Here is an 18793-nt window from a genome sequence, read left to right on the forward strand (position 1 = left end):
TTCGAAAAAATGTTATGGTGAGCAAATTTAATCTTGTTCATTCACCTATTTTTACGATGGCTCATAGTATGGTGGAGTAGATAAAGTTATGGTGATTTTATCAAAAGCCTTTGGGGGTTATCCTTCAAAAATATAGGAACAAGAAGTCGAAGTTTCCTGGTGTGAGGCATTCAACAATTCCCACTTTCATTCGATTTCATTTTAGGAAAAAGAAGGTGATAAAGCGTATGTTAACCGATATGCATGTAGCAATCATTGGTGGAGATGCACGACAGTTAGAAGTGATTCGTAAACTAATTGAATTAGATGCAAGGCTATCTTTAATTGGATTTGATCAATTAGATCATGGATTTACAGGGGCTTCAAAAGAACGATTAGACGAAATCGACTTTACAGATATAGATGCAATCATTTTGCCAGTATTTGGCACAAACAGTGAAGGTGAGGTTGAAACGATTTTTTCAAATGAAACAGTCGTCTTAACAGAAGAAATCCTATCACAAACACCTGAACACTGTGTTGTTTTTTCGGGAATAAGCAACACGTATTTAGATGGAATCACAAATGCAACAAATCGAAAATTAGTACGTTTATTCGAAAGAGATGATGTTGCGATTTATAATTCGATTCCTACGGTTGAAGGTACCATTATGATGGTTATCCAGCATACGGATATTACGATTCATGATTCGAACGTTGCGGTACTCGGACTAGGCAGGGTTGGAATGAGTGTGGCGAGAAGTTTTGCTGCACTAGGGGCACATGTAAAGGTAGGTGCAAGAAAAACAGAGCATATTGCGAGAATTACAGAAATGGGATTAACTCCTTTTCAGCTTGCTAATCTAGCTGAAGAGGTTAAGGATATCGATGTTTGTATTAATACCGTTCCTAAATTAATTGTTACCGCAAATGTTATTTCAAAAATGCCAGCCCACACGTTGATTGTTGATTTAGCATCGAAGCCAGGGGGAACTGATTTTAGATATGCAGAAAAGAGAGGAATTAAAGCATTATTAGCGCCAGGGTTACCAGGTATTGTTGCTCCAAAGACCGCTGGGCAGATCGTTGCGAATGTATTATCTCAACTACTTCTTGAGTTATTACAACAAAGAGAGGAGAACGAATAATATGACTTCATTAAAAGGTAAAAGAATCGGATTTGGTGTTACGGGATCCCATTGTACGTATGATGCTGTAATGCCTGAAATTATAAAACTTGTCGATGAGGGTGCTGATGTAATTCCTGTCGTATCATGGACTGTACAGTCCACAAATACTCGATTTGGGGAAGGCGCAGAGTGGATTCAAAGAATTGAAAAAGCAACAGGTAATCAGGTCATTGATTCGATTGTGAAAGCAGAACCATTAGGTCCTAAAATACCACTGGATTGCATGGTCATTGCACCGCTCACAGGGAATTCAATGAGTAAATTCGCCAATGCTTTAACGGATTCTCCTGTCTTAATGGCTGCGAAGGCTACATTACGTAATCAAAATCCGGTTGTGTTAGGGATTTCAACAAATGATGCTTTAGGCTTAAATGGTGTTAACCTTATGAGATTAATGGCAACAAAAAATATTTATTTTATCCCATATGGGCAGGATGATCCAGTAAAGAAACCTAATTCGATGGTTGCTCGAATGACCATGCTTAGGGATACTGTTGCGGCCGCAATTGAGGGAAAACAGTTACAGCCGGTACTAGTTGAAAGATACCGTGACGACGAAAAATAATAAAATTTTCGTAATAAAGGGGAAAGAATGAAAATTCTTCTCTCCTTTAGTACTTGTATGTGGTAAAATAAAAAGCATTAAACGTAAATTAGACGTTCTAGTAATTCTGGGAAGGGGAATGGATCAAATGACAGTAGAAAAAGAATTGCATGTTGCGGTTGTAGGAGCTACAGGTGCAGTAGGAATGCAAATGATCAAAACACTTGAAGAAACAAATTTTCCATTAACAAAACTAACTTTATTATCATCAGAGCGCTCTGCTGGTAAAAAGATTACGTATAAAGGTAAAGAAGTGGTCGTGGAGGTTGCAACACCAGAAAAATTTGAAGGTGTTGATATTGCCTTATTTAGTGCAGGTGGTGGCGTTTCGAAAGAGCTAGCTCCAGAGGCTGTAAAACGTGGTGCGATTGTTGTAGATAACACAAGTGCATTTAGAATGGATGAAAATGTACCACTTGTTGTTCCAGAAGTAAACGAAAATGACCTTCTTCATCACAATGGTATTATCGCAAATCCAAACTGTTCAACCATTCAAATGGTTGTCGCCTTAGAGCCAATTCGTAAAACCTTTGGATTATCAAAGGTTATTGTTTCAACATATCAAGCAGTTTCAGGTTCTGGTGTAGCTGCCATATCAGAAATGAAAGAGCAGACAAAGGACATCATTGAAGGAAATGAATTTACTCCACAGGTTTTACCGGTAAAAGGAGACAAAAAGCATTATCAAATCGCCTTTAATGCCATTCCACAAATTGATAAATTCGAGGATAATGGCTTTACTTTTGAAGAAATGAAAATGATTAATGAAACAAAGAAGATCATGCATTTACCAGAACTACCTGTTGCTGCTACTTGCGTTCGATTACCAGTTGAAACTGGGCATTCTGAATCTGTTTATTTTGAAACAACTCAAAATGGAGTTTCTGCACAGGAAGTTAAGGATTTATTAGCATCTGCACCAGGTGTTGTATTAGAGGACAATCCTGCTGAGCAAGTATATCCAATGCCGATTCACGCAGTTGGTAAAAAAGATGTATTCGTAGGAAGAATTAGAAAAGACTTAGACCAAGATAATGGATTCCACATGTGGGTAGTATCTGACAACCTATTAAAAGGTGCTGCATGGAACTCAGTTCAGATTGCTGGCAGTCTATTAAAGCTAGGTTTAGTTGCAAAATAATCCGTTCAACCAAACATGAGGTGGTTTCATGAATATTGTTGTACAGAAATTTGGCGGAACCTCAGTTCGAGATGAGGAATCTCGTGAAAGGGCAAGAAATCATATCGCAAGTGCTGTTTCTGATGGATATAAAGTAGTTGTCGTTGTATCTGCTATGGGGCGCATGGGTGACCCATATGCTACTGATACACTGTTAAGCTTAGTGGGGGATCAAAACTCCAGTATCAGCAGTAGGGAAATGGATATGCTAGTGTCCTGCGGTGAGATTATTTCAAGTGTGGTTTTTACCAATATGTTAAATCAATCCGGAATCTCTGCAGCTGCCTTAAACGGAGGTCAGGCTGGCTTCCGTACAAATAATGATCATACAAATGCACGAATTACTGAAATGAAGTGTGACAGATTACTTCAAACGCTTGAGGAACATGACGTTGTAGTCGTTACAGGCTTTCAAGGCATCTCTAAATTAGGAGATATTACGACTTTAGGTAGAGGTGGAAGTGATACTTCTGCAGCTGCTCTTGGTGTTGCACTGCAAGCAGAATGGATTGATATTTTTACAGATGTAGAAGGTGTCATGACAGCAGACCCACGCATCGTTGGGGATGCAAAACCTTTATCTGTTGTCACTTACAATGAAATTGTAAATATGGCATACCAAGGTGCAAAAGTCATTCACCCACGTGCAGTTGAAATTGCGATGGAAGCAAAAGTGCCAATTAGGGTGCGTTCAACTTACAGTGATGCACCAGGTACACTTGTAACAACAATAGAAAAACGCAGAGGCGTTGAAGTGAAAGAAAGATTGATCACGGGTATTGCTCATGTAACCAATGTTACGCAATTAAAGGTTCAAGCGAAAAAAGGCCAATACAATCTTCAAACAGAAGTGTTTAAGGCTATGGCAAATGAAAAAATTAGCGTAGATTTCTTTAATATAACGCCTAACGGAGTGGTTTATACTGTTTCAGGGGAAATGACAGCCCGTGCAGTTAATAAACTAAAGGAAATGGGATATGAGCCTCTTGTGACCGAAAAGTGTGCAAAGGTAGCTACAGTTGGAGCAGGTATGAACGGGGTACCTGGAGTAACAGCCAGAATCGTAACTGCCCTTTCTGAAAAAGGCATTCAAATTCTACAATCTGCAGACAGCCTCTCTACAATTTGGGTACTTGTAAAAGAATCAGAAATGAAGGAAGCGATTAATGCCCTACACAAGGCATTCCATTTATCAGATGGACCAGTTGGAGCAGAAGTGATAGACTATTAAATGGAAGAGGTAGGGAGCCTTACAATTGTGGGGTGTCCCTTTCTTATTCAATACCGTAGGTTTTAAATATTGATCAAGCCTAGCTGTCTTGAAACAGTGGGCATAATTGATGGGAGTAGGTGTAAAAGCATGATTGATTTTGGTAGAATCTCAACGGCGATGGTGACACCTTTTGATAATAAAGGTAACATCGATTTTGGAAAAACAACTCAGCTGATTAATTATTTAATAAATAATGGCACAGAATCACTGGTTGTAGCAGGGACGACAGGTGAATCTCCCACATTATCGTCAGAGGAAAAAGTGGCACTTTTCCGTCATGTTGTAAAAGTAGTTGACGGTCGCGTTCCGGTCATTGCTGGAACAGGCAGTAATAATACGTACGCATCAATGGAGTTAACTAAAAAAGCACAAGAAGCTGGTGTTGATGCGATTATGCTAGTTGTACCGTATTACAACAAGCCTAATCAGGAAGGACTTTATCAACACTTTAAAACAATTGCGGAAAGTACTAACTTACCTGTTATGTTATACAATATCCCAGGTAGGTCGGTTATTAATATGTCTGTTGAAACCATTATTACATTATCTAAGATTCCAAATATCGTAGCTGTAAAAGAAGCGAGCGGAAGCTTAGAGGCTATGACTGAAATTATCGCAAAAACCGATGCTGATTTTGATGTATATAGTGGTGATGATGGTATTACGTTACCAGCACTTTCAGTTGGTGCTAAAGGTGTCGTGTCAGTTGCTTCTCATGTGATTGGTAATGAAATGCAACAAATGGTGAATGCATTTTTAGCTGGTAATGTTACGGAAGCTGCTAACTACCATCAGGAGTTATTACCAATCATGAAGGGGTTATTTACTGCTCCAAATCCTGTACCTGTAAAAACAGCTCTTCAGATACAGGGATTAGATGTTGGATCGGTTCGCTTGCCGCTTGTCCCATTAAATGAGCAAGAACGAATTCAATTATCAAATTTACTTTCAAATTCATAATAGATGTAAAAGGCCAATCTTATTTATGGTTGGCTTTTTTCTTTCACCCATTTACAGAATGAAATACTGTCATGTGTTTATACTAAATGGTAAATGGGTTGAAAGGAGATTACAATGAGTAATAATCAATACATAAATGAAGAACAACCACAAGGGGATCACGATAAGAATGAATCGAAGGGTTCATCACTAGTAGATAAAATACAGCAATTAGGACAAACGAATGTACCTCAACTGTCAAATGACAGTAAGATCCATTGCCTGACAATTGTCGGTCAAATTGAAGGTCATATTCAATTGCCACCGCAAAATAAAACAACCAAATATGAACATGTTATCCCTCAAATTGTTGCTATTGAACAAAATCCGAAAATTGAAGGTTTACTTGTTATTTTAAATACGGTTGGAGGAGATGTAGAAGCAGGACTTGCCATTTCTGAAATGTTAGCCTCACTCTCTAAGCCGACTGTTTCTATTGTTTTAGGAGGAGGGCATTCGATTGGTGTGCCAATTGCTGTGGCCTGTGATTATTCTTTTGTTGCCGAATCGGCAACAATGACGATTCATCCAGTTAGACTAACAGGTCTTGTTATTGGAGTGCCACAGACGTTTGAATATCTCGATAAAATGCAAGAACGTGTTGTGAATTTTGTAATAAGTCATTCAAACATTAAAGAAGAGAAATTCAAAGAATTGATGTTTTCAAAAGGCAACTTAACAAGAGATATTGGGACGAATGTAATTGGATCCGATGCTGTTGAATATGGTCTCATTGATGCGATTGGTGGAGTTGGCCAGGCCTTAAAGAAATTAAATGAGTTAATTGAAGAGAAAAATCTTTCTGACGAAAGTGGGCAGATGATCCAATGATTTTATACACGATGATGCCACAGGAATTAATTTATCCTCACACCGATATGGAAGATAATCAATTAAAATATGTCGACCTAGATGGGGTTTCTTTGGCCGTAAGCCAATCTCAAAATGGGGAATATACGATTGAAAGAGTGATGAGCACAAACCCTCAGCACTATCTAGATGGAAGATATTCACCTGGGCAGAAAATAAGACTTTGAGACAAATTCGTATAATGTGTTATAATTTAAGGAGATTTCATTACATAGGCAGCCATGATATGGCTGCTTTCCTTTATTGATAGGTAGAGTAGGTGTAGTAAGTATGGCAAAACGAAAACGTAGACAGTCGAAGCGAAAAGATGAGTGGAAAAAAACATTAAAATATGAATTGCTAGGCTTATTATTGCTAGCTCTAGCATGTATTGGGTTAGCTAGACTTGGAACAGTGGGGACAGGATTAGTCTATTTATTTCGATTTTTCTTTGGTAATTGGGACATTCTTGGATTAATTGGACTTTTGCTCGTTTCACTTTATATCATTTGGAACCGCACATGGCCGAGAATGATAACTAGGCAATTGATTGGAGTCTATTTAATCATTAGCGCATTGCTCCTTTTAAGTCATATTCCATTATTTAATTTGCAAACAAATGAAGGAAAATTCACGGATCCTAGTGTTATCAAAAATACATGGAGTATGTTTTGGGCGGTTGTAAATGGCAATACGAGCACAACGGATTTAGGGGGAGGCATGATTGGCTCAATCCTATTTGCTGCCTCGTATTTTCTATTTGATGAAGCGGGAACGAAGATCATTTCCGTCTTTTTGATTGTGATTGGTGGTGTGCTTGTTACCGGTAAGTCGCTCCACGATACTATCGCGAAAATGTTTGGTCCTGTTTTTACATTTTTTAAGAATCAATGGATTGCATTTGTGGAGGATATCAAAAATTGGTCACAGCAACGCAAAAATCAGCCAAAAAGAGAAAAACGAAAGAAGAGAAAAGAGACTCAAAAACAAGATGTTCATGCTGCACAAGATGAGCAGGTCGAAGAAGACCCTGTCGAGGTTCCGATTGAGCCGATTATCTCGAACTTTGCAGATAAGGCATATACAAAAGAACACGAGACTAATCACGAAAAACATGAGCAAAAACATCATGCAAGCGAAGATGACCATGATGAGAAAATGCCAATTACCTTTACTGAAGGTGAACTGGAGAATGTAGATTATGAATTACCACCAATCGAACTTCTGCATCCGCCAAAACAAACAAGTCAAAGTGCGGAGCATGAAAATATATATGAAAATGCTAGAAAACTAGAAAAAACATTTCATAGCTTTGGTGTAAAAGCAAAGGTAACAAAGGTTCACCTCGGCCCGGCCGTAACTAAATATGAAGTATACCCTGATGTTGGGGTAAAAGTAAGTAAAATTGTTAATTTAAGTGATGACTTAGCACTAGCATTAGCTGCCAAAGACATTCGAATTGAAGCCCCAATCCCTGGTAAATCAGCTGTAGGAATTGAGGTGCCTAATTCCGAAATTGCAGTTGTATCACTTCGTGAGGTGTTAGAGGATATTGAACCTCAGCGTTCAGATTCTAAGTTGTTAATTGGGCTGGGGCGTGACATCTCAGGTGAGGCTAAATTTGCTGAACTTAATAAAATGCCTCATTTATTAGTTGCAGGTGCAACAGGTAGTGGTAAGAGTGTATGTATCAATGGCATTATAACAAGTGTACTAATGAGGGCTAAACCACATGAAGTAAAAATGATGATGATTGATCCGAAAATGGTCGAATTAAATGTGTACAACGGAATTCCACATTTACTAGCACCAGTTGTGACAGATCCCAAAAAGGCTTCACAAGCTCTTAAAAAAGTTGTAAATGAAATGGAACGCAGATATGAGTTATTTGCGCATACCCATACGCGAAATATTGAGGGCTATAATGAATATGTCCGACGTCACAATATGGAAGAGGAAGCGAAACAACCAACTCTTCCTTACATTATCGTGATTGTAGATGAGTTAGCAGATTTAATGATGGTAGCTTCATCAGATGTTGAGGATTCTATCACACGTTTAGCACAAATGGCTCGTGCTGCTGGAATACATTTAATTATCGCAACTCAGCGACCTTCAGTTGACGTCATCACAGGGGTTATTAAAGCTAATATTCCTTCACGAATTGCATTTAGTGTTTCTTCCTCAACCGATTCTAGAACAATTCTAGATATGGGTGGAGCAGAAAAACTATTAGGAAGAGGAGATATGCTATTTCTACCTGTTGGAGCTTCAAAGCCTGTTCGTGTTCAAGGTGCATTTTTATCAGATGATGAAGTAGAAGAGGTTGTTGATTTTGTTATTTCTCAACAAAAGGCACAGTATCAAGAAGAGATGATTCCGACGGACACAGTTGAAACGACTGAAGAAGTGGATGATGAATTATATGACGATGCTGTACAACTTGTAATTGAAATGCAAACAGCATCAGTATCGATGCTTCAAAGAAGGTTTCGAATTGGATATACGAGAGCCGCTAGACTGATCGATGCAATGGAACTTAGAGGTGTTGTAGGTCCATATGAGGGTAGCAAACCAAGAACAGTTCTTGTTACAGCAAAAAATGAAGATGTGGGAAGTTAAAACTTTATTCTATTGAACATCCAACAAAGAAGGGCAATTGCTCTTCTTTTTTTTCGACAAATTTGGCAATTGTTATTTATTTCTTTCAAAAAAAATGATATAGTTATCTCGGATTAATATCGGTCTAACATCAGAGGTCTGATGACTTTACATAAAATGGAGGAACTGCAGATGACTATCAAGTTAGATAATCGACCATTGTATTTGCAAGTGATAGATCAGATTAGACTTGATATCGATAACGGAGTCTACAAAGAAAAGGAAAAGCTACCATCAGAGTTTCTCCTAGCAAAACAATTAGGTGTTAGTAGAGCAACATTAAGAGAAGCATTACGAATTCTTGAAGAAGAGAATGTCATTATTAGAAGGCATGGCGTTGGAACTTTTGTTAATGCAAAGCCTCTCTTTAATTCTGGCATTGAGCAGATTAGTAGTATTACAGATATGATTATTCAAGCTGGAATGTCACCTGGTACTATCTTTTTGTCTAAAACGGTCAAGGGACCGACTGATGGTGATATTAAGGGATTTAGTTGTTTGGAAAATGAAGAAATAACTGTGATTGAACGGGTACGTACAGCAAACAACGAGCCTGTTGTGTATTGTATTGATAAAATACTTAGTAAAAATTTACCGTCTAGCTATTCACATGAAGAATCCATCTTTGATTTATTAGAGAAAAAAGCAGGAAGAAAAATCACATATGCTGTGACTCATATTGAACCGATTGGGTACCATGAGACCATTTCTCCTATTTTAAATTGTGATCCGGAAACTGCCCTCTTGTTATTAAAACAAATGCATTACGACGAAAATGATAAACCTGTATTATTTTCACAAAATTATTTTAGAGCTGACAAATTTTCCTTCCATGTTGTTAGAAAGCGTGTATTATAGTGGTGATAGAAATGCACTTTTTAAGGAGGTGAATAAGTAGTCCGTTACTAACAAATATTCTAAAGTAAGGATTTGTTTTTATTAAAAATTTTATAGGGGGTTTTATCATGTTTAAAAAGAAAGCAGGTTTTGGTCTTGCATTTCTTCTTGCAGCTGGAACATTACTAGGTGCATGTGGAAGCGCAGATGAAGAAGGTACAAGTAAAGGAAATGGCAAAGGTGCTGACCTAAAAGTAGGTATGGTTACGGATGCTGGTACAATTGATGATAAATCTTTTAACCAAGGTACATGGGAAGGAATCTTGGCTGCGGAAGATGAGCTTGGCATTCAAACAAAATATCTTAAGCCAGCAGGTACTACTGAAGCAGAATACTTAAAGGAAATGGGTAATCTTTACGATGCAGGCTATAAATTTATTGTAGCACCTGGGTTCAAATTTGAAACCGCTATTTTCCAAGCACAATCTAAATATGAAGATGCTAAATTTGTAATTCTAGATGGTAACCCACATAGTGGTGACTTTAACCCTGCTGTAGCAGACAACACTGTTGCTGTATTTTTTGCTGAACATGAATCCGGTTTCCTAGCAGGTGTTGCTACCGCACTAGAGTTAAAAGAAGGAGAAGCAGGATTTATCGGTGGTATGGAAATTCCAGCTGTACAAAAGTTTAACTGGGGATTCCAACAAGGTTTAGCTTATGCAAATGAAAACTTAGGAACAAATTTCACAATCAAATCAGACAACGTAGTCTATCAAGGTTCATTTGATAATTCAGCCGCTGGACAACAAATTGCTGCACAAATGTATGATCGTGGTGTGAATGTAATCTTTGCTGCTGCTGGTGGTGTAGGTGTTGGTGCTTTTACTGAAGCTAAGAACCGTGCAAAAGCTGGCGAAGATGTATGGATGGTTGGTGTTGACGTAGACCAATATTCTGAAGGAATCTATGAAGACGACAAATCAATTACTTTAACTTCTGCAATGAAGAAGCTTGCTCACGCAACTCAAGAACTAATTGAAAAAGAGTTAAATGGAGAATTCCCTGGTGGAGAAACATTAACTTACGATGCTAAAAATGATGGCGTGGGTATTCCAGATGAAAACCCTAACTTAAGTGAGGAAACAGTTAAGCAAGTTAAAGATATTTTTGAAAAGATTAAATCAGGTGATATTAAAGTCTCAGGTGAACAAGGCGATTTAATCGAGTAAGTTTAGTTTAAAAAGAGACGGTTTTTATCCGTCTCTTTTGTATATAACCTACAAGGTGAACGAAACACATCTTTCTACATTTTTCAGATGTGGATAGGGGACTCCTAATAAAAAGGATATGAGTCTAGAAAAAAGGTGAGTGCTACTATGGAATATGTTGTAGAAATGCTTAATATTAGGAAGGAATTTCCCGGTATTGTAGCAAATGATAATATCACTCTCACTTTAAAAAAGGGAGAGATACACGCTCTGCTTGGTGAAAACGGGGCAGGAAAGTCCACGCTTATGGGTGTTTTATTCGGTATGTATCAGCCTGAGCAAGGAATTATTAAAGTAAATGGGGAACAAGTGCATATCAATAACCCTAATGTGGCAAACCGTCTCGGTATTGGAATGGTGCATCAACACTTTAAACTAGTTGATAATTTTACGGTTACTGAAAATATCATCCTAGGAAGCGAACCAATTAAAAATGGCGTTGTTCTTGATATTAATAGTGCCGCAAAACGGATTGAAGAACTGTCTAAATATTACGGACTAAATGTAGACCCTCATGCGAAAATAGAAGACATTTCAGTTGGGATGCAGCAGCGGGTTGAGATTATGAAAATGCTTTTCCGTGAAGCTGATGTGCTGATATTTGATGAGCCTACAGCTGTATTAACTCCAAACGAAATAGATGAATTAATGAAAATCATGCGTAATTTGATTAAAGAAGGAAAATCAATCATCATCATTACACATAAATTGAAGGAAATAAAAGCTGTCGCAGACCGCTGTACAGTTATTCGTCGTGGAAAATACATTGGAACAGTGAATGTGGCTGAAACAAGTGAAGCAAGCTTGGCTGAAATGATGGTAGGCCGTCACGTTTCCTTTAATGTAGATAAAGAAGAAAGTAAACCAGGTGAAGTGGTTTTAGAAATAGATTCTCTTTCTGTAAAAAATAATCGAAAAGTTTTAGGATTAAAGAACTTTTCTCTATCCGTACAAAAAGGAGAAATTGTCGGAATTGCTGGTGTAGAAGGAAATGGTCAATCGGAGCTAGTTGAGGCGATTACAGGTCTTCGAAAGGCTGAATCAGGCAAAATTTTATTAAATGGAGAAGATATTACTTCTCTATCGGTTCGTAAAAGAATTGATAAAGGGATTGCCCATATTCCTGAAGATCGACAAAAACGTGGACTTGTTTTAGATTACACGCTCCAATCCAATATGGTCCTACAGCTTTATAATAAACCGCCATTTTCAAAGCATGGTCTATTAAAATTTTCTGCCATGAAGGAATATGCAAAGAAAATCTTAGAAAATTTTGATGTGCGTTCAGGTGAAGGCGAAGTTTCTATAGCAAGAACCTTATCTGGTGGTAACCAACAAAAAGCAATAATTGGACGTGAACTTGAATTAGATCCTGACTTGCTTGTTGCGGTTCAACCAACCCGCGGCCTTGATGTAGGTTCAATTGAATATATTCATAAACGGTTGATTGAGCACCGCGACAAAGGTAAAGCAGTACTTTTAATTTCACTGGAACTAGATGAAGTATTGCAGTTATCTGATCGCATTGCCATCATAAATAATGGGGAGCTCATTGGGGTTGTCAATGCCTCAGAAACAAATGAAAATGAGGTTGGCCTTATGATGGCTGGTGTAGGTAAGGAGAGAAGTGTATGAGAACCACAATTGTTTCATTGATTGCCGTGCTCTTAGGTTTAATCGCTGGCGGAATCTTAATGCTTTTCATTGGAAGTAATCCCTTTGAAGGGTATGGTTATTTGTTTCAGGGAGGTTTAAAAAACATCTCGAGAATAGGTGATACCCTAGCTACAGCATCACCCTTAATCTTTACTGGCTTATCCGTTGCTTTTGCATTCCGTACAGGTCTATTTAATATTGGAGCTTCTGGCCAGATGTTAATAGGCGGTCTTGTTGCGACTGCTATTGGTTTAACATTTGACTGGTCAAGACCAATTCTCCTACTCGTTATGATTTTATGCGGTTTTCTTGGTGGAGCTCTTTGGGCGTTCATTCCCGGATTGCTTAAAGCAAGATTTAATGTACATGAGGTCGTTTCAACAATCATGATGAACTGGGTTGCTTATTGGACTGTGTATTATGTTATACCTGGATATTTTAAAGGTGAATTTCTAGAAACTGAATCTAGAAAATTAGGGGATGAAGCAACATTACGCGTACCATTTTTAACTGAAATGTTCCAAGGCTCCTATATTAACCTTGGTTTGTTCTTAGGTATTATTGCAGTTATTATTGTTGGTTTTATCATTAATAAAACAACTTTAGGGTTTGAATTAAAAGCGGTAGGGTTTAACCGCCATGCTGCTGAATTTGCAGGAATGCGAGTAAATTCCAATATTGTATTATCCATGCTCATTTCAGGTGGATTAGCAGGACTTGCAGGTGTTGCGATGTACACAGGAAATGCAACGAGCATGCAAATAGGAATTTTACCGTCACAAGGCTTTGATGGAATTGCTGTAGCTTTATTAGGAGCTAACAATCCGATTGGTGTATTCTTTGCTGCTGTATTCTTTGGAATCCTTTATTCTGGAACTGGTTTTATGAATGCGATGACAGAAATTCCACCAGAAATTGCAAACACCATTATTGCGATCATTATTTATTTCGCAGCTACTAGCATTTTAATTGAGCGTTTATTGAATAAATTCATGAAGCGCCGAAATAATTCCAAAAGCAATGCTGTAAAAAAGGAGGAAGCGTAATATGTGGTCCATTATTGAACAGATCTTTCCATATGCAATCGTATTTACAATCCCTCTTCTTATTACAGCGCTTGGAGGATTATTTAGTGAACGAAGCGGTGTTGTCAACATCGGTTTAGACGGTCTCATGATTTTTGGCGCTTTTGCTGGGTCACTAACTATTTATTATCTTCAAGGAGTAATACCTAATCATAGTTTAGTTTTATGGATAGGCTTACTCGCTGCAGTGGTTGTAGGGATCATCTTCTCTCTATTACATGCATTTGCAAGTATTAACTTAAATGCGGACCAAATTATTAGTGGTACTGCGATAAATATGATAGCCGGGGCATTAACGGTATTCTTAGCAAGAAATATTACAGGTAGTGGAAATATTCGTATTACTAGTGGCTTTGCCCCATTTGATGTTCCTGGCTTGGCTTCTATTCCTGTTATCGGGGATTTGTTTTTCACAAAAACATATGCAACAACTTGGTTTATCTTGCTAGTTTTATTAATAAGTGCATTTGTATTATTTAAAACAAAAATAGGCCTTCGATTACGTTCTTGTGGTGAATTTCCACAAGCAGCAGAGGCTGCAGGTGTTAATGTAAAAGGTATTCGATACCTTGGAGTTATACTTTCAGGTGCATTCTCAGGTTTAGGTGGAGGACTTATTATTGTGACATATGCGGGTGAATTTACTGGAAACGTTTCTGGTTTAGGATTCTTGGCACTTGCGTCATTAATCTTCGGACAATGGAAGCCACTTGGTATTTTAGGTGCGACCTTGTTCTTTGGTTTCGCAAGTACTGTTGCCAACGTTTCACAGGTTATTCCAGAGCTTGCAGTCGTTCCACCAATTCTCTTAAAGATTTTCCCTTATGTGGTTACTTTAATTGCATTGGTTCTATTTTCTAAATCTTCACAAGCACCTAAGGCTGCTGGAGAACCATTTGATTCAGGTAAACGATAAATATAATTTTAAAAAGGAATGGCTGAAAAGCCATTCCTTTTTTGGTAGGAAATTTATGGAGCAAAACTTGAAATTATTGCTAATTTGAGGTTATAGTGATTTTAAGACTAATTAAATGGTTTTGGTCGAAAAATAGCCATATATGGTTTTGTTATGACTTAAAAAGGAGGCTATGTTTACATGTTTTTATTGGACGAATCTGAACATAAATTAAATGGTTTGACACTCCACACAATTAAAACAGATAAATTTAAAACGAATACCATTGTATTAAGAATGAAAGCCCCGCTTCAGGAGGAATACGTTACCCAGAGGGCATTGCTCCCGTATGTCTTGCAAAGTGAAACACCTAGCTATCCCTCAACAACTAGCTTACGCTCTTATTTAGATGAATTATATGGAGCTGTACTGTATGTGGATTTAGCTAAAAAAGGTGAAAATCACATTATTACATTTTTTGTTGAAATTGCGAATGAAATATTCTTAAAAGATCAAACACCACTTCTTGATAAAGCGATTGCATTGTTACAAGAGATCGTACTTTCTCCTATCACTGAAAATGGAGCTTTTAAGAGTGCAATCGTTGAAAAAGAGAAACGTAGCCTTAAGCAACGTATTCAAGCCGTTAACGATGATAAAATGAGGTATTCAAACTTACGCTTAGTTGAGGAAATGTGTAAGGATGAACCTTACCATCTTCACGTAAACGGAAGAATTGAAGATATTGATCATATAACAGCACAATCTTTATACGAGTATTATCGAAAAGTAATCGAAGAGGATGAGATGGACTTATATATCATTGGTAATATTGAACCTGAAAAGGTAAAGGAAGTTGTTTCATCAGCGTTTGTATTTAGTAACCGAAACAAGCGTCCATTTACAGAAACGGAAGCAAAACAGGTCGTAAAAGTCAATGAAGTCATTGAAAATCAAGATGTTAAACAGGGTAAGCTGAATATTGGATATCGAACAAATACAACTTATAGTGATCCTGATTATGATGCTCTTCAAGTATTCAATGGGATATTTGGTGGATTTTCACATTCAAAATTGTTTATTAATGTACGTGAAAAAGAAAGCTTGGCCTATTATGCTGCATCAAGAGTTGAAAGTCATAAAGGTTTATTAATGGTAATGTCCGGAATCGATGTTTCGAATTATGATCGTGCTGTAACCATTATAAAGGAACAAATGCAAGCGATGATCGATGGTGATTTCACAGATGAAATTATGACTCAAACAAAAGCCGTTATCCGGAATCAACTGTTAGAAACCATTGATACGTCTCGAGGAATTGCAGAGGTCCTATATCATAACGTTGTTTCTTCAAAACCGAGAAAGCTCGACGATTGGATTTCTGGAATTGAAACTGTAACGAAGGAGGAAGTAGTAAATGTGGCAAAAAAAATTGAACTTGATACCATCTACTTCCTTACAGGATTGGAGGGAGGCAGGTAATGGAAAAAATCACATTTGATCAACTTCAAGAGGTTCTTTTTCATGAGAAGCTTGAAAATGGGCTAAATGTCTATATCCTTCCTAAAAAGGGATTTAACAAGACTTATGCTACATTCACTACAAATTACGGTTCTGTAGATAATCAATTTGTACCATTGGGCAAGGATGACTTCGTTCATGTACCTGATGGAATTGCTCATTTTTTAGAGCATAAGCTTTTTGAAAAAGAAGATGGCGATGTTTTCCAGGATTTTAGTAAACAGGGTGCATCGGCCAATGCGTTTACTTCGTTTACAAGAACTGCTTATCTTTTTTCAAGTACATCCAATGTGGAATTGAATCTTAAGACTTTGATTGACTTTGTTCAAAGTCCTTATTTTACTGAAAAAACGGTAGAAAAAGAAAAGGGAATCATTGGTCAAGAAATTACAATGTACGATGACAATCCTGATTGGAGACTATATTTTGGTGTCATTGAAAATATGTATAAAAATCATCCTGTACGAATCGACATTGCAGGAACAATTGATTCCATCGCCAAAATAACAAAAGATATGCTTTATGAATGTTATGAAACCTTCTATCACCCGAGCAATATGGTTTTATTTGTTGTTGGTGCGATTGATCCGGAAAAAATAATGGATCAAATTCGTTCGAACCAAGCACAAAAGGATTACAAAGATCAGCCAGAAATTAAGCGCCATTTTGAAGATGAACCAATTGAAGTTAATGAAAAGAAAAAAGTACTTCAAATGAATGTTCAATCCTCCAAATGTATGGTGGGTGTAAAAGCTTTAAATCCGTCACGTAAGAGCGATCAACTACTTAAACAAGAATTATGTTTAACAATTATACTGGATTGGCTGTTTGGCAAAAGCTCTAAGCATTATCAGGAATTATATGATGAGGGCTTAATTGATGACACATTTACGTATGATTATACGGAAGAACAAGGGTTTGGTTTTGCGGTTGTTGGTGGTGATACACCTAACCCTGATGAATTATCATCAAAAATTAGAAATATTATGCTTTCCAGTAAAACCAAAGGAATCACATCAGAAGAACTAGAACGTGTCAAAAAGAAAAAGATTGGGGCATTTTTACGCTCTTTAAATTCACCTGATTATATTGCAAATCAATTTACAAGGTATGCATTTAATGAGATGAATTTATTCGATGTCGTTCCAATGATGGAAAGTCTAACAGTCGATGATATAACAAACACTGTAAACGAATTCTTTGATGAAATTCGAATGACAGAGTGCCAGGTTGTACCTAAAATTAATTAAGCACAAAAAAGCATCCTTTTGTGAAGGATGCTTTTTTTAAGGGGAAATGAGTAATGAAAAAATATGCATTAGTGACAGGGGCTAGTGGGGGAATTGGAAGTGCCATTGCTAAAGAAATTGCCGGTCTGGGCTATTCGCTATACCTCCACTACCATGAAAATGAAAGATCTATAAAAAAAGGGGCAGAGGAATTAGTTTCAAAAGGTGTGGAAACATTCCTGATTCAGGCAGATTTAAGTTTGCCAAACGGTGTGAACCATTTAGTGAACCAAATTCAGCATCCAATTGATGCAATTATTCATAATTCCGGTAAGAGTGTGTTTGGACTTATGACTGATTTTGACGAAAAGACAGTTGAACAAATGGTGCAGCTTCATGTGAGTACACCGTATATGTTAACAAAAGCATTGCTTCCTAACATGATTACAAAAAAGAGTGGAAATATCATTGTCATTTCCTCGATTTGGGGAATAACAGGTGCCTCCTGTGAAGTGCTTTATTCAATGGTAAAGGGCGGCCAAATTTCCTTTGTAAAAGCTTTAGCAAAGGAAGTTGCACTTAGTGGGATTAGAGTGAATGCTGTTGCACCGGGCGCGATCGATACAAACATGCTTAAGGAATTTACTCCAGATGATATCGAAGGCATTAGCGAAGAAATTCCGATGGGCAGAATTGGAGAGCCAAGTGAGGTCGCAAATGCGGTTGCTTTTCTGCTTTCGAATAAAGCTTCTTATATTACTGGGCAAGTGTTGTCCGTCAATGGTGGTTGGCATTGTTAACTTTATTTTAGCTTTCATTATTTACGAATAAATAACTCAACAAACGACAAACTAACATTGTAATAACCTAATAAGGAGGGTCACTTATGTCAGTACTAGACAATTTTGAGGATTGGAAAAATTTTTTAGGTGATCGCTTGCAGCATGCTAAATCTGAGGGAATGGATCAAAATGTGATCAATGATATGGCTCATCAACTTGGTGATTATCTTGCAAGTGAAGTAGAGCCGAAAAATGCTCAAGAAAAAGTATTAAGGGACCTTTGGACCGTTGCTTCAGAGGAAGAGCAACAAGCAATTGCCAACGTAATGGTAAAGCTTGTTCAATAGGTTACGCAGTGTTTTTAAAATGAGAGAGGACTTTCCTCTCTTTTTTATTTAAAGATAAGAAAGTATAAAAATTTGGGTCTACCACAGTTATTTAAGCTGTGGTATTTTCATTTTATGGAGACCAATATATTGAGAAGAATATTTTTTGATAAACACCAACATTGGGAAGCTTTCAAGAGAAAACACGGTGCTAAAATCCGCCCTATCGTAATTAAGGAGGTTGAGAAATTTCGAGATTGTGGGAATATCAAAAATGGATTTAAGTTATTTGTGTGTGAAGGTTGTCATGATGTGCGAAAGGTTCCTTACCGATGTAAAGGTCGATTTTGTACCACGTGCTCTGTTGGAGAAAGTGAAGAATGGAGTAGGTTACTTACTGAAGATGTTCTTCAGGTTAATCATCGGCACGTAATTTTTACGATTGATGAAGGACTA

18 protein-coding genes are annotated in these 18793 nt (G+C 37.4%); all 18 read left to right on the forward strand.

Translation table 11 applies throughout. From position 1 onward, the window contains the following. Positions 1 to 227 precede the first annotated feature (227 nt). A complete protein-coding gene (gene dpaA, locus E1I69_RS04405) occupies positions 228 to 1127 on the forward strand; it encodes a dipicolinic acid synthetase subunit A (RefSeq protein ID WP_136378388.1) in 900 nt (299 codons plus the stop codon). Between the two features lies 1 nt (position 1128). Beyond that, positions 1129 to 1734, forward strand: coding sequence for a dipicolinate synthase subunit B (dpaB, locus tag E1I69_RS04410; protein WP_136378389.1), 606 nt, complete (start codon positions 1129 to 1131; stop codon positions 1732 to 1734). A gap of 127 nt (positions 1735 to 1861) precedes the next feature. Further along, the gene (asd, locus tag E1I69_RS04415) at positions 1862 to 2914 is read left to right on the forward strand and encodes an aspartate-semialdehyde dehydrogenase (protein WP_207308503.1); all 1053 of its coding nucleotides are present in this window, start codon (positions 1862 to 1864) and stop codon (positions 2912 to 2914) included. 28 nt (positions 2915 to 2942) lie between these two features. Continuing rightward, on the forward strand, positions 2943 to 4184 hold the full coding sequence (gene dapG, locus E1I69_RS04420) for an aspartate kinase (RefSeq protein ID WP_136378391.1): 1242 nt from the start codon (positions 2943 to 2945) through the stop codon (positions 4182 to 4184). 129 nt (positions 4185 to 4313) lie between these two features. After that, on the forward strand, positions 4314 to 5186 hold the full coding sequence (gene dapA, locus E1I69_RS04425) for a 4-hydroxy-tetrahydrodipicolinate synthase (RefSeq protein WP_136378392.1): 873 nt from the start codon (positions 4314 to 4316) through the stop codon (positions 5184 to 5186). A gap of 114 nt (positions 5187 to 5300) precedes the next feature. Continuing rightward, positions 5301 to 6056, forward strand: a complete 756-nt coding sequence (locus E1I69_RS04430; protein WP_136378393.1) for a ClpP family protease — start codon at positions 5301 to 5303, stop codon at positions 6054 to 6056. Further along, positions 6053 to 6262 carry a YlzJ-like family protein gene (locus tag E1I69_RS04435; RefSeq protein ID WP_136378394.1) on the forward strand — a complete coding sequence of 70 codons (210 nt, stop codon included), beginning with the start codon at positions 6053 to 6055 and terminating at the stop codon, positions 6260 to 6262. Before E1I69_RS04430 ends, E1I69_RS04435 begins: the two co-directional genes overlap by 4 nt. Positions 6263 to 6365: 103 nt before the next feature. Further along, positions 6366 to 8696 carry a DNA translocase FtsK gene (locus E1I69_RS04440; protein WP_136378395.1) on the forward strand — a complete coding sequence of 777 codons (2331 nt, stop codon included), beginning with the start codon at positions 6366 to 6368 and terminating at the stop codon, positions 8694 to 8696. Positions 8697 to 8867: 171 nt separating this feature from the next. After that, a complete protein-coding gene (locus E1I69_RS04445; RefSeq protein WP_136378396.1) occupies positions 8868 to 9593 on the forward strand; it encodes a GntR family transcriptional regulator in 726 nt (241 codons plus the stop codon). 107 nt (positions 9594 to 9700) lie between these two features. Then, complete coding sequence (locus E1I69_RS04450) at positions 9701 to 10804, forward strand: BMP family lipoprotein (protein WP_136378397.1); 1104 nt, start codon at positions 9701 to 9703, stop codon at positions 10802 to 10804. A 147-nt stretch (positions 10805 to 10951) separates the two neighbouring features. Beyond that, complete coding sequence (locus E1I69_RS04455; protein ID WP_136378398.1) at positions 10952 to 12478, forward strand: ABC transporter ATP-binding protein; 1527 nt, start codon at positions 10952 to 10954, stop codon at positions 12476 to 12478. Next, positions 12475 to 13545: an ABC transporter permease gene (locus E1I69_RS04460; RefSeq protein ID WP_136378399.1), complete on the forward strand. Its 1071-nt coding sequence runs from the start codon at positions 12475 to 12477 to the stop codon at positions 13543 to 13545. The genes E1I69_RS04455 and E1I69_RS04460 overlap by 4 nt, the downstream gene beginning before the upstream one ends. A 1-nt stretch (position 13546) precedes the next feature. Further along, positions 13547 to 14500, forward strand: a complete 954-nt coding sequence (locus E1I69_RS04465) for an ABC transporter permease (RefSeq protein ID WP_136378400.1) — start codon at positions 13547 to 13549, stop codon at positions 14498 to 14500. 180 nt (positions 14501 to 14680) lie between these two features. Beyond that, positions 14681 to 15961 (forward strand): EF-P 5-aminopentanol modification-associated protein YfmF, encoded by a 1281-nt coding sequence (gene yfmF / locus E1I69_RS04470; protein WP_136378401.1) that lies wholly within the window; start codon positions 14681 to 14683, stop codon positions 15959 to 15961. Beyond that, positions 15961 to 17250 carry an EF-P 5-aminopentanol modification-associated protein YfmH gene (gene yfmH / locus E1I69_RS04475; protein WP_136378402.1) on the forward strand — a complete coding sequence of 430 codons (1290 nt, stop codon included), beginning with the start codon at positions 15961 to 15963 and terminating at the stop codon, positions 17248 to 17250. Before yfmF ends, yfmH begins: the two co-directional genes overlap by 1 nt. Positions 17251 to 17303: 53 nt before the next feature. Then, entirely contained in the window at positions 17304 to 18029 is a 726-nt protein-coding gene (ymfI, locus tag E1I69_RS04480) for an elongation factor P 5-aminopentanone reductase (protein ID WP_136378403.1), read from the forward strand. Between the two features lie 86 nt (positions 18030 to 18115). Continuing rightward, positions 18116 to 18358 carry a DUF3243 domain-containing protein gene (locus tag E1I69_RS04485; RefSeq protein ID WP_136378404.1) on the forward strand — a complete coding sequence of 81 codons (243 nt, stop codon included), beginning with the start codon at positions 18116 to 18118 and terminating at the stop codon, positions 18356 to 18358. A gap of 114 nt (positions 18359 to 18472) precedes the next feature. Then, a partial coding sequence (locus tag E1I69_RS04490; protein WP_431731855.1) for a transposase zinc-binding domain-containing protein occupies positions 18473 to 18793 on the forward strand: 321 nt, incomplete at its 3' end.

The sequence above is a fragment of the Bacillus timonensis genome (assembly GCF_004799755.1).
GTDB lineage: Bacteria > Bacillota > Bacilli > Bacillales > Bacillaceae_L > Ferdinandcohnia > Ferdinandcohnia timonensis_A.

What these genes read in the sequence shown, in the direction of transcription:
- dpaA (WP_136378388.1), top strand. Translation starts at nt 228, where the DNA reads ATGTTAACCGATATGCATGTAGCAATCATTGGTGGAGATGCACGACAG.
- dpaB (WP_136378389.1), top strand. Translation starts at nt 1,129, where the DNA reads ATGACTTCATTAAAAGGTAAAAGAATCGGATTTGGTGTTACGGGATCC.
- asd (WP_207308503.1), top strand. Translation starts at nt 1,862, where the DNA reads ATGACAGTAGAAAAAGAATTGCATGTTGCGGTTGTAGGAGCTACAGGT.
- dapG (WP_136378391.1), top strand. Translation starts at nt 2,943, where the DNA reads ATGAATATTGTTGTACAGAAATTTGGCGGAACCTCAGTTCGAGATGAG.
- dapA (WP_136378392.1), top strand. Translation starts at nt 4,314, where the DNA reads ATGATTGATTTTGGTAGAATCTCAACGGCGATGGTGACACCTTTTGAT.
- E1I69_RS04430 (WP_136378393.1), top strand. Translation starts at nt 5,301, where the DNA reads ATGAGTAATAATCAATACATAAATGAAGAACAACCACAAGGGGATCAC.
- E1I69_RS04435 (WP_136378394.1), top strand. Translation starts at nt 6,053, where the DNA reads ATGATTTTATACACGATGATGCCACAGGAATTAATTTATCCTCACACC.
- E1I69_RS04440 (WP_136378395.1), top strand. Translation starts at nt 6,366, where the DNA reads ATGGCAAAACGAAAACGTAGACAGTCGAAGCGAAAAGATGAGTGGAAA.
- E1I69_RS04445 (WP_136378396.1), top strand. Translation starts at nt 8,868, where the DNA reads ATGACTATCAAGTTAGATAATCGACCATTGTATTTGCAAGTGATAGAT.
- E1I69_RS04450 (WP_136378397.1), top strand. Translation starts at nt 9,701, where the DNA reads ATGTTTAAAAAGAAAGCAGGTTTTGGTCTTGCATTTCTTCTTGCAGCT.
- E1I69_RS04455 (WP_136378398.1), top strand. Translation starts at nt 10,952, where the DNA reads ATGGAATATGTTGTAGAAATGCTTAATATTAGGAAGGAATTTCCCGGT.
- E1I69_RS04460 (WP_136378399.1), top strand. Translation starts at nt 12,475, where the DNA reads ATGAGAACCACAATTGTTTCATTGATTGCCGTGCTCTTAGGTTTAATC.
- E1I69_RS04465 (WP_136378400.1), top strand. Translation starts at nt 13,547, where the DNA reads ATGTGGTCCATTATTGAACAGATCTTTCCATATGCAATCGTATTTACA.
- yfmF (WP_136378401.1), top strand. Translation starts at nt 14,681, where the DNA reads ATGTTTTTATTGGACGAATCTGAACATAAATTAAATGGTTTGACACTC.
- yfmH (WP_136378402.1), top strand. Translation starts at nt 15,961, where the DNA reads ATGGAAAAAATCACATTTGATCAACTTCAAGAGGTTCTTTTTCATGAG.
- ymfI (WP_136378403.1), top strand. Translation starts at nt 17,304, where the DNA reads ATGAAAAAATATGCATTAGTGACAGGGGCTAGTGGGGGAATTGGAAGT.
- E1I69_RS04485 (WP_136378404.1), top strand. Translation starts at nt 18,116, where the DNA reads ATGTCAGTACTAGACAATTTTGAGGATTGGAAAAATTTTTTAGGTGAT.